This is a genomic window from Streptomyces sp. NPDC093568 (genome assembly GCF_044764945.1).
Lineage (GTDB): Bacteria > Actinomycetota > Actinomycetes > Streptomycetales > Streptomycetaceae > Streptomyces.
The window spans coordinates 1-15,265 of record NZ_JBIWJD010000036.1 but is presented as its reverse complement, the minus strand read 5'-3'; the positions used below and the strand labels follow the sequence as shown (position 1 = coordinate 15,265).

Below are 15,265 nucleotides of genomic sequence, written 5' to 3'. Positions count from 1 at the left end.
GGCCCTTCCTTCATGCCCCGACGCCGGCCAACTCACCCGAACCAGGACCCCGTTCGAAGCAGACCGAGCACACGACCGGATAGAGAACGGCCAGTTAGGCATGGGAGAAAGCCGGGCACATTTGGTGGGATGCGCTCACTGGAGACGGCACCTGCGCGAAGGCCTGCTCTTCGCCGACTGGGCACTCTGAGTGACAGCCGTTGTCCCTTCGAGCATAGGCAAAGTCGCCCGAAAATGGTCCGCGGGCAGAGTAGTTGGGCCGACAGTTCGGGGCCCTGGAACAGGCCGTTCTCCGGCCGGAGGAGTGGTTGTTCCCGTCGATCGCGGAGGTCGCGGTGCTGTCTGGCCATGACGGTTGATTCGACCCCACTCGAACGGCTTGGGTTGGCCCCACTTCGTGAGTGAGGCCGAGACTGATCCGGCTTGAAGCGGCTCCGGCTTCCGCTCTGTTCCGGCCCCGGAGCTCGGCTATCGACGCCCTAAAGTCTGGAGACGCGGACGCCACCAGCTGTCAGACTTCGCGCCATGACCCGATCTGGCCTGACTGAGACAAAACACCTGAAGGAGATTGAGAGGCTTGCCCGAGAGGTCCAGGCCGCGGCTCTTCGGGAGGGATGGCTTTCCTATGCCCCAGACCCTGAGAAGGCGACCGGTCTGCAGCGGTCTGTGAACGCACTTGCCCGGGCTCTGCGGCACTACCACTTTCCTGGAGACGGCTGCGTCGAGGAGGACCGGTCCCTTGTCGAGTTGGCGGGTGTGTTGATCATCCGGCCGGGAATCATGCCGTCCGAGCTGAACGAGACGTATGAACAGGCCTGCCTCCGCATAGGGGTGGAGCCCCGCGAGGAAGGGTGGGCTCTGTGGAACACCTGGGGGAAGGGGCAGGCCCGCATCACCATGGTCGTCTCCGCTGTGAACACCACCGAGGGACTTCTCGCGAACTGGTCGCGAGGCGTGGACATCCATCCGGTCCTGCCCCTGCCCTCGCAGGTCGCTCTGGTTCAGCAGGGCTGGGCCGGCCCCATGACTCTGTCTCCGCTCGCCGCGAAGAAGGTCGGCGCCCCAGGATCGGAGTAGAGCTTGATCCCTCTGGTGAGCGCGATAGCGCCAGGCTCGGCTATGAGTGGTTCTTCTGCTGCTTGGCCTTGTTCTGTGCGAGGCGGTAGGACTCGGTGCCGGTCTCGATGATGGTCCCGTTGAAGGAGAGACGGTCGACGATGGCCGCGCAGAGCCGCGGGTCGGTGAATGTCTTGGTCCAGCCTCCGAACGATACGTTGTGCTGCTTCTCGTCGGCGGCCTCGCCAAGCTCGTTGACGAGCTTGGCGGCTAGGTGTATTGACCCGCAGCTTGTTCACGCGGCTGATGGGTGGGTGGCCGCCGAGTGCGGTGTGGCAGCGGTGGTGGTTGTAGGTGTGGAGGAAGTCTGCCAGGGCGTGGGTGCGTTCGGTGTTGCTGGTGTAGGGCCTTTGGTAGGCCCATTCGTCGAGCAGAGTGCGGTTGAAGCGTTCGACCTTGCCGTTGGTCTGGGGCCGGTAGGCCCGAGTCAGCTTGCGGCTTGCGCCCAAGTCGGTCAGCGCCTGCTGCCAGGCGAAGCTTTTGCGGTAGGGCCAGGCGTTGTCGGTCAGGACCCGTTCGATGCGGTCGATGCCGTGTGTGGTGAAGAAGGCGGCGGCCCGGCGGAGAAAGCCGGCGCAGGTAGCGGCCTTCTCGTCCGCATGGATCTCGCTGTAGGCCAGGCGCGAGTGGTCGTCGACGGCGGAGTGGACGTAGTCGAAGCCGACGTTGTCGCGCCGGGCTCGGCCGGCCTGGCGGCCCAGGACCTTGTGTCCGCCGCCGTCGGGGATCGGGCCGAGCTTCTTGACGTCGACGTGGATGAGCTCACCGGGCCGCTCACGCTCGTAGCGGCGGATGAGCCTGCCCGTCGGCCGGTCCAAGTGGGCCAGTCTGTTCAGGCCGTGCCGGGTGAGTATCCGGTGCACGGTCGAGGCGGGCAGAGCGAGGATCGGCCCCAGGCGGGCGGGCCCGAGCTTGCGGCTCTGCCGCAGCCGGCAGACACGGGCTTCGGTTGCGGCAGCGGTTCGGTGGGGTGTCGTGCGTGGGCGGCTGGAGCGGTCGTAGAGCCCGCGCTCGCCCTCGGAGTGCCAGCGTCGGATCCACTCGTGGGCGGTGGGACGGGAGATGCCCATTTCCGCGGCGACATGCGCGACGGGGCGGCCGGAGCGGACGCGGTCGATCAGCAGCCGCCTGCCGTGAACGGTCAGCCGGGCATTACGGTGGGACACGAAGGCCTCCGTGTGGTGAAGATTCGACACCTCCACCACACACGGAGGCCTTCGCCACGATCAAGCCCGGCCAGCGTTAACAACGCTCGTGATCAATACAGCTAGGGCGTGTATCGAACGTGCCTGGTAGAGATGACGGAGAGCCCATTTGAGATCCAGAATGGTTGGATGGTCACGCTTGAGACTCCTCGTTTGATCCTGCGTCGCTGGCGTGAGGAAGACGTGGCGGCCATGGCCGCCGTCCATTCCGACCCCGAGGTCATGCGGTGGATCCGTGACGGCAGCGTCCTTGACGAACAGCAGACTCGCGGCCGGGTCCAGGCATGGGAGAGCGAGTGGGACTCACAGGGCTTCGGCCTGTTCGCCGTGGAGATCCGGTCCACCGGCGAACTGGCCGGGTTCACCGGCCTTTCGGTGCCCAACTACTTGCCGGAGGTACTGCCGGCGGTTGAGGTCGGCTGGCGGCTGGGACGTTCCCACTGGGGGCAGGGCTTGGCCACGGAGGCCGCTGCGGCCGCTGTACGGTTCGGGTTCGAAGAGCGAGGGCTGGAGCGGATCGTCAGTATCACTCAAGTGGGCAACGACGCGTCCGAACGGATCATGACCAAACTGGGGATGCATCTGTTCCGTGAGACCGTCAATCCCACCGGTGGTCGGCGAGTACGGGTGTTCGAGTTGTCGTCGGACCAGTACGTCACGACCACTCGTTGATGGCGGCAACGAGGACGGTGGCCTCGTAGCGGACCGCGAGTTTGTTGTGCCTGGTGGCCCCAGCTCGATGTCTCTTGAGGCGATTGATGCCGCACTCGACCGTGTGCCGAGCCTTGTAGTTCTCTGGGTGAACTTCGGTGGCCGACCACCGCTGGACCCGGGCTTCTTGCGGTTGCGGACCTGATCGGCCTTGTCCGGAATGGTGCAGCGGAGACCACGACCCCGCAGGTAGGAAGGCCGGGAGGCCGAGCCCAGCGCATGCGTCATTGAGGTCATTCAGCGCTGCCGCTCCAGAGTGAGCACGGCCGCGGAGATTGACGACATTCGATTCGTACTGCACCGGGACTTGCGGAAGATCCGCCGGGACTTCAGTCGTGCGACGCCGCGTTCGACCGGTGCCCGTGCCGTGGCCAGCGCTTGGCTGATGGTTTGCTGGGTCGGGGTGAGGTCACGGCCCGGCGGGCGTCTGAGGCGTGTTGTCACTCATGGGCCGGCTCCCATGTAGGCGCGGTCGGCGAGGGGCGGGACGCCCTGGCGTTCACAGATCCGGATGATCCGGTGGGCGCGGGCCACAGTGAGATCGTGCGCGCGGCCGGGCATCGTCGGCGAGATCCACACAGCCGCCCGGCGAGGTCGGTCACCACCTGCGCGTTTACTCCGTGTCGGCGGTGCTTGTGGGAGTAGTCGGCCCGGCTGTCGCCGACCCGGTCGCACTCGGCAAGGTTGCCGTCAAGCAGGACGTAGTCCGGGTCCGTCTCGCGCGAAGCACGCAGCAGGCCAGGAGCCCGGTCGGCGAGCAGGTCGACGACGGCCGTCGTGTAGGCGTGGGCGGTGCCGACGGAGATGCCGAACCCGGCAGCGAGCTGGGGGAGGGTGTCGTGCCGGCGCAGGTACACCAGGCCGACCAGGGCACACTGGTGCGGTGGGAGCTTGCAGCGGCGGTCACCCTCGCGGGTGACCATGAGCATGGTGACCCACTCGACCAAGGCGTGAGGCAGGTCGAGTGCGGCAGCATACGGAACCAACGCGGCTCCTGTGCCTGTGGGTTGAGACTTCGAACACCTCCCTCAACGGCACGGGAGCCTCGTGCGTTGCGCAAGGGCTCACTAGCACCAAGTCGCTCCGACAATCGGCCGCCGACGCGGCATGACGATCACCACGCGAGTGGTGAAGACTGGATAGATGCGACCTCACGCCCCAGGCGGACTCCTGTTCGTAGCGCTCGGTCTCATCCTTGTCGCCGCCGGCTACGTCTGGAGAGGACGTGTCCTGCGTCCCCTCTCGGCGAAACGCGCCCAGGCAGCCGTGATCCGGGATCGTTCCAGAAACCTGCTGCGCTCTGCGGACATGGCAATCGCCGGAGCGCGTCGACGGGCCGCACACGGCGAACCGGCCATCGTCACGGTCGGAGACGTGACCAGGGTGGCGCGCCAGCAATACGGGTACCTCTTTGTGGAGCGCGAAGAAGCAGCTGCCGCCCTCCGCCAGCGCTATGAGGCTGCCGACTGCCGGGTGGACTGCATGACCGACGCTTTCAACTGACTGCCTTCCCGGCAAGTGCTTGACGCCAGAGGCGCCGGAGCTGTCACCTGATAGGTGGGCACGCTGAAAATGCTCATTGGGCCTTTTCAGCGTTGCCGCTCCAGGGTGAGGACTGCCGCGGCGATTGACGTCATTCGGTTTGGGCTGCACCTCGATCTGCGGAAGATGCGCCAGGACTTCAGTCGCGCCACGCCGCGCTCGACCGGTGCCCGGGCCGCGGACAGCGCACGGTTGACGGTTTGCTGGGTCGGGGTGCGAGTTCTCGGCCCGGCGGGCGTCTGAGGGGTGTCGTCAGCCAGGGGCCAGCACCCATGTAGGCCCTGTCGGCGAGAATCGGGACGCCTTGGCGCTCACAGATCCGGATGATCCGTTGCGTGCGGGCCGCCGTCAGGTCGTGCGCGCGGCCGGGCAGTGCAGGCGAGATCGACAGCAGCCGCCCCGCCGGGTCGGTCACCACCTGCACGTTCACTCCGCTCCTGCCGTGCTTGTGGGAGTAGTCGACGCGGCTGTCGCCGACTCGGCCGCACTCGGTAAGGGTGCCGTCCAACGGGACGTAGTCGGGGTCGGCTTCGCGCAGCGCGCGCAGCAGGCCGGGCGTGCGATCGGCGAGCAGGCCGATCAACGCAGCCGTGTAAGTGTGGGCGATGCCGATCGAGATACCGAAGCCGGCCGCAAGCTGCGCGAGCGTGATGTGCTGGCGCAGGACACCAGACCGACCAGGCCAAGCTGGTGCGGTGGGAGCTTGCAGCGGCGGTCACCCTCGCGGGTGACGATGAGCATCGTGACCCACTCGACCAGGGGATGAGGCAGGTCGAGTGCGGCAGGATAGAGATCCAACAAGGTTCCTGTGCCAGCGAGTTGAGACGTCGAACACCTCCCTCAACGGCACGGGAGCCTTGTGCGTTGCTGACGCCTACGTCGTCCCCCGATCAGTGGCCGCGCTGAAAAACCTCACTGGGCTCTTTCAGCGGTGCCGCTCCACGGTGAGAACAGCTGCGGCGATTGATGACATTCCATTCGGGCGGCACCGGCCCTCGCGGAAGATTCGCCAGGGCTTCAGGCGGGCCACGCCCCATTCCACCAGTGCCCGTGCTGCGGGGAGCGCGCGGTTGACGATGCCCTGGTCCGCTGGGTCGGTGTGAGGTCAAGGCCCGGCGGGTATCTGAGAGAGGTTGTCACCCACCATATTGGGAGCAAACTCTCGCGCATGGTTGCACTACTTTGTGACGGCAGGAAACAGGCGGTCACGGGTGACTGGGGGGAACGATGCGATTGAAGCGCAGGCCGGATTGGATGTGGCACCGCTTGCTGGCAGTGCTGGCCGGAAGCATTCTTGTAGGGGTGTTGGCGGGCGTATGGATACCGAACTCCTTATCCGGGCCTGTAGGGGCAGTTCTGACAGCAGTGGTCAGCGCGATTGCACTAGGTACGCAAGAAGAGTGGCGGCAAAGGGCTCACTACAGCTACCGCCGACCAAGGTCTCTAGCGGTCTCCACGGCCCGCGGCTGCCCGCGCGTGAGGGAACTGAGTGAGGCAGTGGCCGTTGGGGTGCACCCAGCCGAGACTTGGGAGGTCGGGGGAGCGGTTAATCGGGTGCCTTCGTACGTGACCCGGGACTGTGAACCGCAACTGCACGCCGCGCTCCGGCGACAAGGCTTCGTCCTGCTCGTTGGAGAGTCCACTGCAGGCAAGACACGGGCCGCTTTCGAAGCGATGCGACTGCTGCTCCCCGACTACTCTTTCATCGCGCCTGCCACGCGTGAATCCGTAGAATTACTGCTGGAGCACTGGCAAGAATTGAATGAGGACTGCATTGTTTGGCTTGATGACCTTGAACGATTCCTCGGCCCCGCAGGGCTGACCACTTCTGCTCTGCATCGCCTGCTCGCCACCCATAGGCGCACCGTGATACTCGCAACGATGCGTAGTCATGAATTTGACTACTATCGCGACCGTGTCGAAAGCGAGCTGAGCGGAGTTGAACGCGAAGTATGGCGAGAAGGTCGCGATGTCTTGCGCCAGGCGCAAGTGATCGCCGTAGAGCGGCGCTGGTCAGTTCAAGAGCGCGCCCGCGCTGAATATCTCATCGCGGACCCAAGGCTCGCCCGCGCTCTAGCGGCAGATAATCGATTTGGAATAGCAGAACTTCTCGCTGCTGGACCAGAGTTGGCCGAATGCTGGCGTCACGCTTGGACACCTGGGCATCATCCCCGGGGCGCTGCGTTGGTCGCCGCCGCAGTCGACGTCCGCCGCACCGGCTACCACCGGCCACTGAGCGCAGAAACTCTCCAGCAGCTTCAAGGTGTCTATCTTGAGGGACGCGGGGGACCAGAACTGCGGCCAGAACCACTGCAGGAAGCACTGGTATGGGCCTCAGCCCCAACCTTTCCCGGTGGGGCCAACAGCCTCTTGATCAGGCACGGCGAAGACGAATACCTGGCATTCGACTATCTGATTGATCTACCAGAGCACAAGCCTATCCCGAATGAGGTCTGGCAAGCGGTGCTCGGCCTCGCACCACCAGCCGATACCTGCACCGTTGCCTACCACGCCTTCCAGACGCAGAACTACGAGGCGGCATTGCCGGCGTTACGGCGAGCTGCTGAGGCCGGTATCGGTGCCGCCGAAGTGATGTTGTGGGACTGGGGAATCCCGTTGCGACCTGCGACCGAGGGTCTGGCCGCAGCCCGGGAAAGGCTGGAGAACTTGCGGGCCAGGGTTGACACGACAGAGGAGGACCTGCTGCGGGCCGAGCGCGCGATCGCCGTTTTCACCTACCACTGCGGATACTACGACGAGGCACGTCGTCTGGAAGAGGAGATCGTGCACAGAGCAACGGCTGTGCTGGGCGAGGAGCATCGTCTCGTTCTTGCTGCCAAATTCTGTCTAGCACTGTATTCGTTCATGCAAGACCGCCGTTCAGAGAGGCTGGCTGTCTTGTCCGATGCTGTGCAACAGAGTGCGCGTACGCTCGGAGTAAGAGATCATGCCGTCCTTGAGCGCAGGCGCATCCTCGCCAAACTCCTTTACGAAGCCGAACATTTTCAAGAGGCAAACATAGAGGCCACTCAGTTGGCGCACGACAGCGCTGGTCTGCCGGGGGAGCACCCCACCAGGATATCGATCCAACAGCTCATGAACCGAATGCATCAACCCACGTAAACTCATCGCTAAGCCGTCCCAGTATCACCCTCGGCCATCGGTAATTCGTGGAGCGAATGAGGAGGAACATGGTGGCGCATCAACGAGTAGATGCCGGTCACGTCTGGGTAAAGAGCTCACGATCGGCCATGGAAGACAGCTGTGTCGAATTCACGGATACCTGCGAAGGGGTAGTCGCAGTGCGAGACTCAAAGAATTCGACCACACCTTACTTGCGATTCTCAACGGACTCATGGAAAAACTTCATCTCGCGCCTTAGGGACACCGATCTCAGTTCACTCAATGAGCATTTGCAAGGTGGCCACTGATCGGGTGACGGCAGTGACGCGGGCTCCCGTGCCGTTGAGGGAGGTGTTCGACGCTTCAACTTAACAGCACAGGAGCCCTGTTGCTTCCGAATCTGCCGCACTCGACATGCCCCGCGCCTGGTCGAGTGAGCGTATTCAGCGTTGCCGCTCCAGCGTCAGCATGGCTTTGGCGATGTACGTCATCCGGTTGGGGCTGATGCGTGACCTGCGGAAGATGCGGCTACGCCGCCTCCTGGCTCTCGCCGTTCTCCGTCTTCGACAGCGTGCTTGAGCTTGGAGCGGGCATCGGGGCTGTCGCCGACGAGAGCGAACTCCCCGCCCCGCCGGTGATCCGGTCATCGCGCGCGCCGGTCGCCGTGCCGCCCGCCATGCTCAGGCACCCACCCTCGACCAACCCGCACCCTCTACCAACCCGGACACGAACAAACAGCCTGCCCAAGCCCGCACCCTTGACCGAACAGCTAGAAGCACCCCCCGGGCGGACCGCTGCGGTCTGCCCGGGGGGTGCGTCTGAGGCTGCAGGTCAGTGGTCTTGGGCGGCTGCTTCGGCCTCGGAGTCGGCGATGCCGAGGTTGGCGTAGGCGACCGGGTTGGCGTACTCCCACACCTTGATGATCTGGCCGTCGGCGACGTCTATGCGGAAGATGTAGACGTTGTTGTAGACGAGCTTCTCCGCGCTGGACAGGATGTCGCCGTTGGCCTGGAGGAACACCGAGCGGGCGTCCTCGCTGACCGTCCAGACCTTGTCCAGGAAGGCGACGTGGTCGAACTTCGCCGCGACCGACTCGACGTAGGCGAGGACGGCGGCGGGGCTGTCGAAGACGTACCAGGGCTCGGGGGTGCCCGCGATCGACAGCGGGATGACGAAGGTCGCATCTTCCGCCAGCAGGGCCGCCACCGCGGCCGGGTCGCGGTTCTCGAACGCGGTGATGAACGCCTGGGCGGTCTCGAGGGACTTCTGGTGCATGCTGTTCATGATCATTCTTTCGTGGTGGTGTGGCACGGCCGCGGTCTGCAGCCGCAGGAGCGGGAAGGACGCAGAGGTCACCAGGGCACAGGGCCGGTGGCGCCGAGGAAGGCGGGGCTGGGCGCATCGGGGCCGGTGGTGGCGGCTGCGACGATCACCGCCGCGCCGTCCTCGACACTCTGGGTGCCCTGGTGGCCGTTGAGGTCGGTCGCAGTGAACCCGGGATCGACCGAAACCACGCTGATCTGCGGGAACGCCTGCGCGTAGACCGCGGTCAGCATGTTCAGCGCGGCTTTGGAGGAGTTGTAGGCCAGCAGCGGCGCCCACGCCTCAAGGATATCGGTGTGGGCGGCCGGGTCGGCGTTGATCGTCAGCGAGCCCAGGCTGCTGGAGACGTTCACGATCGCGGGACGGGCCGCGGCCTGCAGCAGAGGCAGGAACGCGCGGGTGGTGCGCACAGCGCCGAAGACGTTGGTGTCGAACACCTGCTGCAGGTCTTCGGCGGTCAGCTCACCGGCCGGCGCGGCCGGCCCGGCGATACCCGCATTGTTGACCAGCACATCCACTCGGCCCGCCTCGGCACGCACCTTCCGTGCGGCCGCGGCGACCGAGGCCTCGTCGGTGATGTCGAGCAGCAGCGGGCGGGCCCCCAGGGCTTTCGCCGCCTGCTCCCCGCGGTGGGCGTCGCGGGCGCCGGCATATACGGTGTGGCCCAGCTCGATGAGGCGGCGGGCGGTTTCGAAACCGAGACCCTTGTTGGCCCCGGTGATCACAGTGACTGTTGTCATGCCACTGAGCCTGCGCGCTGCGGCGCCGGACAGGGAGAGCTCTCCTCAGCGGGGGGTCGGCCAGTACCAGGCTGCTTGCCCCGTGCCCGGCGGACAATGGATGCGTGAACGACGATCCCGTAGCCCTCGGCCAGGCCCTGCGCCACTGGCGTGACCGCACCAGCCCCAAAGACCTGGGCCTGCCCCTCGGCGGTGTCCGCCGCGCCCCCGGGCTGCGACGCGAAGAGCTCGCCCAGCTCGCCGGGCTCTCCTTCGACTACGTCGTCCGCCTTGAACGAGGCCGCGCCACCTCACCCTCCCCGCAGGTCCTGGCCTCCCTCGCCCGCGCCCTGCGTCTGACCGAGACCGAACGCGACCACCTCTACCTCCTCGCCGGCCAGGCACCACCCACCACCGGCCAGATCTCCCCGCACATCCCGCCCAGCGTCCAGCGCCTCATCGACCAGCTGAACGGCAGCCCGCTCAGCGTGCACGACGCCGCCTGGAACCTCATCTCCTGGAACCCTCTGTGGGCCGCCCTCATGGGCGACCCCTCCACCTGGCGCGGCAAGGACCGCAACATCGCCTGGCGGCACTTCACCCACCTGCCCACCCGCGTCACCCACACCCCCGACCAACAGGACCGGCTCGAAACAGCCCTCGTCTCCGACCTGCGCTCCTCCGCCGCCCGCTACCCGAAAGACACGCACCTCACGGCACTGATCACCAGCCTCCGCAGCGCCAGCGAACGCTTCGACGACCTGTGGGACTCCCACACGGTCGGGTACCACACCACGGACAGCAAGACCGTCCACCACCCCGACCTCGGCCCCGTCACCGTCGACTGCGACACGCTCACCATCCCCGGAAACGACCTGCGTATCGCCATCTGCTCCGCACCACCGGCAACCGCCACAGCCGAACAACTCGCCCTGCTCGCAGCCATCGGTACCCAAGCCCTCACCTGACCCACCTCGTTGCCGAGGCTGAACGCTCCCGCACCAAAACCCACACGCCATTCCTTCAAAGCGGGAGGTCAGCGCGGAGCTTCAGGCCGCTCCAGATGCTCAGCCCGACCTCGACCCGCGCAAGGTCAAGGACCTTGCCACCCTCTCGTTCGTCGAGAGCAAGGCGAACGCCGCTCTGCTCGGGCCGCCCGGGGTCGGCAAGACACACATCGCTGTCGCTCTCGCGGTCGCGGCCTGCCGCGCCGGCGACTCGATCTACTTCACCAGCCTCGACGACATGGTCCGCGACCTCAGAACCGCCGAAACCGCCGGCCGTCTGACGAACAAGCTCGGAACCTACCTGCGGCCCGGCGGCCTCGTCGTTTCGACGAGGCCGGCTACCACCCCGTCGAACGAGCCGAGGCGAACGACGACCAGCGCAGTCCGGGCCTCCTGGTCCCAGCCTTCTACGTGCACCATGCGGCCGATCTCGGTGTCAGTGCCGCTCCGTACGCGACTCTGCACACAGACGAGTACGCAGACAGGAGACGCCTCCGCCCGAGGGCAGCGGGGGTCGGGCGAGGCCTTCACTGTTTCATCTGCGGGGTGTTGGGCTCGATCGGGGGCCCTGACATTTGTCAGGGTCCTTTCTTGTCTTCGGGTTTTTAGTCTTGCGCCTGGAGAACGGTCCAGCGACGCATAGCGGGGCTCAACCTTAGGAGGGCGAGGGACGTGATCTCGAAACGGAAGAGGGAAGCCGGCCGGAGTGGCCGTCGAAGGTGGCGTGCGCTGCTCGGCGTCGGCTTCGCGTTCGGGCTGGCGGCGCTCACGCCGCTGCAGGCTCAGGCGGCCCCCGCCGAGAGCGCCAGCTACGGCAACCTCCCCAACGAGGGTCTCTATCCCGAGCAGACGTCCTGTTCGGGAAGTTACTATCAGCCCAACGTGCCCGGCGGGGCGACGAAGACGGCGGTCTACGCCGGGCGCACCATCACCCTGAAGTACTTCTACAGCCCCGGCTGCGGCTCGTTCGCCCGCATCGAGAACGCGCCTCAGGGCTGCGCCGCACACAGCAACCGCCTCACGGACACCAGCACCGTGTGGGTGCTCGAAACAGTCGACCCGGGGATCAACTACGCCTACACCAAGGTGATCAACAACCTCGACGGCCGGCTGAGCAAGGCGGTGCTCTTCTGCGACAATCAGCGTCTGGCGGAGACCGCCTGGTATTAGCGTCCGTCTGCAAGCGGATCCTGCCCGGAGCAGATCTGACGCGAGTGTGACCGCTGCCTCGTATGAGGTGGCGGTCTTCTCGTATCTGGTGGCGATGCCGCAGAGGCCCTGAGTCGGTTTGAAAGCAGTCCTCGCCTCCAAGGCCGACCGCCGCGGTGACCGCGGTTGTGCCGGTTCGGACGGCAGACGAAAGCTGTCCGGCTGCCGACGGCCGAGCCTGCACCGGCATGGCCTTCACCAGTAATTCGCTGACTGGGACACCCGGCAGGCTTGTATCGGCGTGCGACCTGCCCGGCACGAAGCTGCCGCCTGTGCTGCGGGGGTCTGCTTCGAGATCTGTGGGCCGATCTCTGCGAAGGTTGTTCGCCAACTCCTCATGTATCGCCTGGTCGTATGCGGCTGATTCGCTGTGTTGGGTGCCTTTGCAGGTCGGGATCTCGCATCCTGGCGAAAGCCGTGTGCTGAGTTGAAGGGGTTGTTGTGGCGGAGCTTGTCCGGCGGCAGCGCGTGAGCGCGTTCGTGGGGTACCACGCGTTTGGTCTGCAGGAGTCCGACGACGCGGACCTGTCCGTCCCCTTCCCCGACGATTTTCACCGCCACTCTTTGCTCGGCGCCCATCCGGGGCGTCTGGACATCACCAGTGGTGGGCACACCCACACCGCAACGGTCGACGTCGAGGTGTGGGACGGGGCGCCGCCCTCGAACGATGCGCGCGACACAGGCCGAAGCCGCTTTCGAGTCGACGAGCGGGCAGGTCGCGGTGTGGTCGATGCACACGGGCCGGACGGAGGAGGGCATCACGCTGGCTGGCACGGGTGGTTCCTGGCGCGTGCGTGTCGGCTGCGTTGGACGGGCCGAGGCTGCGGCGCTTTCGGAGGGCGAAGGCACCGGTGACGGTGGGAGCGCTACCGGGTCTACTCGCAGTGCACCGGGCTTTAGCCCGGTGGTGAAGCGATTCTGAGAAGTGTTCTGACTCGCGCTGTGCGCACGGGTCCGCACTGTCGACCTCAGCTCAGACGGGCCGGTTCTGCTGTTCGATGTACTGCTTCACGATCGACAGTGGAGCCCCGCCGACCGACCCGGCGAAGTACGAGCGGACCACAGCCGCTGTGCCCGCCAGTAGTGTCGGACCAGTTCCGTATACTCCTGGCGGAGCCTGCGAGAACTGACGCCCTTGAGGCTGTTGACCAGCTTGGACAGGGCAACTTTCGGCGGGAAGTTCACGAGCAGGTGGACGTGGTTGTTCTCGCCGTTGAACTCGACCAGCTCGCATTCGAAGTCGGCGCAGACGGCCCGCATGATCTCTTCCATGCGCGCCAGGTGGGCGGCCTTGAAGACCTTGTGCCGGTACTTCGTCACAAAAACCAAGTGCGCATGGAGGACAAAGGCACAGTGTCGGCCAGTGCGGATGTTCTGATACTCAGCCATAAACCAACTTTAGTAGTGTGATCGGTATGCAGTTGAGGTACAGCTTCCGCCTGTATCCGAACGGTCCCCAGCGCTCAGCGCTGGCCAGGGCCTTCGGGTGCGCGCGGGTGGTCTACAACGATGCGCTTCGCGCCCGTGAGACCGCCCTCGCCGCGGGCGAGGCGTTCCCGAAGACCGGGGACCTGTCCAAACTGCTGATCACCGAGGCCAAGCTCACCGAAGAGCGCGCATGGCTCGGCGAGGTGTCCGCCGTCGTCCTCCAGCAGTCCCTCCGGGGCCTGGACACCGCATATCGGAACTTCTTCGACGGCCTCAAGGGCAAGCGCCCGCGCATGGGAGCGCCCCGGTTCAAATCCCGCAAGGACAACCGGCAGGCAGTACGGTTCACCGCGAACGCCCGATGGAAGATCACGACCGGCGGGGACCTGTCCCTGCCGAAGATCGGCGACGTGCGGGTCGAGTGGTCCTGCAGCCTGCCCTCCGTGCCGTCCACGGTAACCGTGATCAAAGACGCTGCCGGGAGATACTTCGCGTCCTTCGTCGTGGAGACCGCCCCCGAGACGCTGCCCGACGTGGTATCCGCCGTCGGCATCGACCTGGGCCTCGGGCACTTCGCGGTCCTCTCCGACGGCACGAAGATCGACACCCCGCGCTTCCTGCGCCGGGCCGAGAAGAAACTCAAGAGGGAACAGCGCCGCCTGTCCCGCAAGGCCAATGGATCAAAGAACAGGGACAGGGCCCGCATCAAGGTCGCCCGCGCTCATGCGAAGGTGGCCGACACACGGCGCGAGTTCCATCACCAGCTCTCAACGAGGATCATTCGCGATAACCAAGCGATTGCCGTTGAGGACCTGGCGGTGAAGGGGCTCGCCCGTACGCGCTTGGCCAAGTCCGTCCACGACGCGGGATGGTCCGCGTTCGTCACGATGCTGGAGTACAAGGCCGCGAAGTTCGGCCGCAGCTTCCTCCGCATTGGACGGTTCGAGCCGACCTCCCAGGTCTGCTCGCAGTGCGGCGTCAAGGACGGTCCCAAGCCCCTGCACATTCGCGTGTGGGAATGCGGGGCTTGCGGGGCCGTTCTCGACCGGGACATCAACGCGGCGGTCAACGTCGCCAAGGCCGCCGGACTGGCGGTGTCAGCCTGTGGAGCGCAGGTAAGACCGGTACTCGTACCGGCCCAGCGCGGTGAAGCAGGAACCCACCGAGACGGTCAGCCGACCGTGGTAGGAATCCCCGGGCTTTAGCCCGGGGAGCGGAAGTCAACTCGTGCAGTTCTGGCCTGCCTACCGACGCGTAAAACGCGGAACCGGTGGGCAAGGGCGGCCCGGGGAACCGCCCTGTCGGGATGGGCATCCGGTCATCAGATGACGATCTTGACGATGAAGCCGTCGTTCAATCCTTCGATGATGCTGTTCTGGGCGTGGTAGCTCTTCAGGATCAGACCGCCGGCCTGGTTGTCATCTCCTGGGATCGGCTTCGCGGAGAAGCTGAACATTGGCGCGGCGCGGTGTGTATGGGGTTGCACCTTCCGTAGTGGCATGTGTTCCGGTGGACTTACGTCCCGATGCCTTGAGGAAAGGTCCCTACCTATGCATGCGTCTTTCATGCCACCCCGTCAGGTCAAGATCGGTGACGCGGCGGCCTTCGCCTGCACCACGCCACGGGCGATTCGCCATTACCACGAGATCGGCCTCCCCCCGAGCCTGAGCGGGGCGGCGATGACCGCCGCCGCTACCTAAAACACGGGCTAGTCCGCACCGGACTGGAAGTGGGGGAAGGGGTCGGCGTACGGGCCGAAGATCTCGTCGGGGGACACCCCACGGCGCTCTAGAGGTTGTCCCGTATGGGGCGTGAGTTATCCGGTGAGGGCCAGGTTGTGGAGCCGGGCGATGCCGAGCATGGCCTGGTGAACGCCGTTGCC

Annotated in this window: 11 protein-coding genes and 9 pseudogenes; 10 read left to right on the top strand and 10 right to left on the bottom strand. The window is 65.6% G+C overall.

Going from position 1 to position 15,265, the window contains the following annotated elements; all coding sequences use genetic code 11:
* Positions 1-525: 525 nt before the first annotated feature.
* Positions 526-1,077 carry a hypothetical protein gene (locus tag ACIRD7_RS42940; protein WP_403461509.1) on the top strand — a complete coding sequence of 184 codons (552 nt, stop codon included), beginning with the start codon at positions 526-528 and terminating at the stop codon, positions 1,075-1,077.
* Positions 1,078-1,117: 40 nt separating this feature from the next.
* Here ACIRD7_RS42940 and ACIRD7_RS42935 read toward each other — a convergent pair.
* A pseudogene (locus ACIRD7_RS42935) lies at positions 1,118-1,330 on the bottom strand (ATP-binding protein); the annotation flags it as partial.
* Positions 1,327-2,282: pseudogene (locus ACIRD7_RS42930) on the bottom strand (IS481 family transposase). The pseudogenes ACIRD7_RS42930 and ACIRD7_RS42935, both read right to left, overlap by 4 nt.
* A 168-nt stretch (positions 2,283-2,450) precedes the next feature.
* Here ACIRD7_RS42930 and ACIRD7_RS42925 point away from each other — a divergent pair.
* Positions 2,451-2,993 carry a GNAT family N-acetyltransferase gene (locus ACIRD7_RS42925; RefSeq protein ID WP_403461510.1) on the top strand — a complete coding sequence of 181 codons (543 nt, stop codon included), beginning with the start codon at positions 2,451-2,453 and terminating at the stop codon, positions 2,991-2,993.
* Between the two features lie 276 nt (positions 2,994-3,269).
* Here ACIRD7_RS42925 and ACIRD7_RS42920 read toward each other — a convergent pair.
* Positions 3,270-4,018 (bottom strand): annotated as a pseudogene (locus ACIRD7_RS42920) (transposase family protein).
* Positions 4,019-4,340: 322 nt separating this feature from the next.
* On the opposite strand from ACIRD7_RS42920, the gene ACIRD7_RS42915 reads away from it, so the two are divergent.
* Positions 4,341-4,535, top strand: a complete 195-nt coding sequence (locus tag ACIRD7_RS42915; RefSeq protein ID WP_403461508.1) for a hypothetical protein — start codon at positions 4,341-4,343, stop codon at positions 4,533-4,535.
* A gap of 86 nt (positions 4,536-4,621) precedes the next feature.
* On the opposite strand, the pseudogene ACIRD7_RS42910 reads toward ACIRD7_RS42915, so the two are convergent.
* Positions 4,622-5,372: pseudogene (locus ACIRD7_RS42910) on the bottom strand (transposase family protein).
* Positions 5,373-5,499: 127 nt separating this feature from the next.
* Positions 5,500-5,720, bottom strand: a pseudogene (locus ACIRD7_RS42905) (IS5/IS1182 family transposase); the annotation flags it as partial.
* Between the two features lie 408 nt (positions 5,721-6,128).
* Between ACIRD7_RS42905 and ACIRD7_RS42900 the strand changes: the two are divergent.
* On the top strand, positions 6,129-7,697 hold the full coding sequence (locus ACIRD7_RS42900; RefSeq protein ID WP_403461507.1) for a hypothetical protein: 1,569 nt from the start codon (positions 6,129-6,131) through the stop codon (positions 7,695-7,697).
* Positions 7,698-7,753: 56 nt separating this feature from the next.
* Entirely contained in the window at positions 7,754-8,005 is a 252-nt protein-coding gene (locus ACIRD7_RS42895) for a DUF397 domain-containing protein (RefSeq protein ID WP_403461506.1), read from the top strand.
* A 135-nt stretch (positions 8,006-8,140) separates the two neighbouring features.
* Here ACIRD7_RS42895 and ACIRD7_RS42890 read toward each other — a convergent pair.
* From ACIRD7_RS42890 to ACIRD7_RS42880, 3 genes and pseudogenes are all read right to left on the bottom strand, one after another.
* Positions 8,141-8,224: pseudogene (locus ACIRD7_RS42890) on the bottom strand (IS5/IS1182 family transposase); the annotation flags it as partial.
* A gap of 304 nt (positions 8,225-8,528) precedes the next feature.
* Positions 8,529-8,981, bottom strand: coding sequence for a nuclear transport factor 2 family protein (locus tag ACIRD7_RS42885; protein ID WP_403461505.1), 453 nt, complete (start codon positions 8,979-8,981; stop codon positions 8,529-8,531).
* Between the two features lie 68 nt (positions 8,982-9,049).
* Positions 9,050-9,760 carry an SDR family NAD(P)-dependent oxidoreductase gene (locus ACIRD7_RS42880; RefSeq protein WP_403461504.1) on the bottom strand — a complete coding sequence of 237 codons (711 nt, stop codon included), beginning with the start codon at positions 9,758-9,760 and terminating at the stop codon, positions 9,050-9,052.
* A 104-nt stretch (positions 9,761-9,864) separates the two neighbouring features.
* On the opposite strand from ACIRD7_RS42880, the gene ACIRD7_RS42875 reads away from it, so the two are divergent.
* The 3 genes and pseudogenes from ACIRD7_RS42875 (at position 9,865) to ACIRD7_RS42865 (ending at position 11,916) form a co-directional block, all read left to right on the top strand.
* Positions 9,865-10,707 (top strand): helix-turn-helix domain-containing protein, encoded by an 843-nt coding sequence (locus ACIRD7_RS42875; RefSeq protein WP_403461503.1) that lies wholly within the window; start codon positions 9,865-9,867, stop codon positions 10,705-10,707.
* A gap of 100 nt (positions 10,708-10,807) precedes the next feature.
* Positions 10,808-11,115, top strand: a pseudogene (locus ACIRD7_RS42870) (ATP-binding protein); the annotation flags it as partial.
* A gap of 303 nt (positions 11,116-11,418) precedes the next feature.
* Positions 11,419-11,916 (top strand): hypothetical protein, encoded by a 498-nt coding sequence (locus ACIRD7_RS42865; RefSeq protein ID WP_403461502.1) that lies wholly within the window; start codon positions 11,419-11,421, stop codon positions 11,914-11,916.
* Positions 11,917-12,928: 1,012 nt separating this feature from the next.
* On the opposite strand, the pseudogene tnpA reads toward ACIRD7_RS42865, so the two are convergent.
* Positions 12,929-13,344: pseudogene (tnpA, locus tag ACIRD7_RS42860) on the bottom strand (IS200/IS605 family transposase).
* Between the two features lie 26 nt (positions 13,345-13,370).
* Here tnpA and ACIRD7_RS42855 point away from each other — a divergent pair.
* Positions 13,371-14,588: an RNA-guided endonuclease InsQ/TnpB family protein gene (locus ACIRD7_RS42855; protein WP_403461501.1), complete on the top strand. Its 1,218-nt coding sequence runs from the start codon at positions 13,371-13,373 to the stop codon at positions 14,586-14,588.
* 116 nt (positions 14,589-14,704) lie between these two features.
* Here ACIRD7_RS42855 and ACIRD7_RS42850 read toward each other — a convergent pair whose 3' ends face one another.
* On the bottom strand, positions 14,705-14,839 hold the full coding sequence (locus ACIRD7_RS42850; RefSeq protein WP_403461500.1) for a hypothetical protein: 135 nt from the start codon (positions 14,837-14,839) through the stop codon (positions 14,705-14,707).
* A 94-nt stretch (positions 14,840-14,933) separates the two neighbouring features.
* Here ACIRD7_RS42850 and ACIRD7_RS42845 point away from each other — a divergent pair.
* Positions 14,934-15,100 (top strand): annotated as a pseudogene (locus ACIRD7_RS42845) (MerR family DNA-binding transcriptional regulator); the annotation flags it as partial.
* Positions 15,101-15,265 lie beyond the last annotated feature (165 nt).

Bases quoted from the DNA above. Each gene is read 5' to 3' on its own strand.
- ACIRD7_RS42855 (WP_403461501.1), top strand. From the start codon at position 13,371: ATGCAGTTGAGGTACAGCTTCCGCCTGTATCCGAACGGTCCCCAGCGC.
- ACIRD7_RS42850 (WP_403461500.1), bottom strand. From the start codon at position 14,839: ATGTTCAGCTTCTCCGCGAAGCCGATCCCAGGAGATGACAACCAGGCC.
- ACIRD7_RS42885 (WP_403461505.1), bottom strand. From the start codon at position 8,981: ATGAACAGCATGCACCAGAAGTCCCTCGAGACCGCCCAGGCGTTCATC.
- ACIRD7_RS42940 (WP_403461509.1), top strand. From the start codon at position 526: ATGACCCGATCTGGCCTGACTGAGACAAAACACCTGAAGGAGATTGAG.
- ACIRD7_RS42925 (WP_403461510.1), top strand. From the start codon at position 2,451: ATGGTCACGCTTGAGACTCCTCGTTTGATCCTGCGTCGCTGGCGTGAG.
- ACIRD7_RS42915 (WP_403461508.1), top strand. From the start codon at position 4,341: ATGGCAATCGCCGGAGCGCGTCGACGGGCCGCACACGGCGAACCGGCC.
- ACIRD7_RS42895 (WP_403461506.1), top strand. From the start codon at position 7,754: ATGAGGAGGAACATGGTGGCGCATCAACGAGTAGATGCCGGTCACGTC.
- ACIRD7_RS42880 (WP_403461504.1), bottom strand. From the start codon at position 9,760: ATGACAACAGTCACTGTGATCACCGGGGCCAACAAGGGTCTCGGTTTC.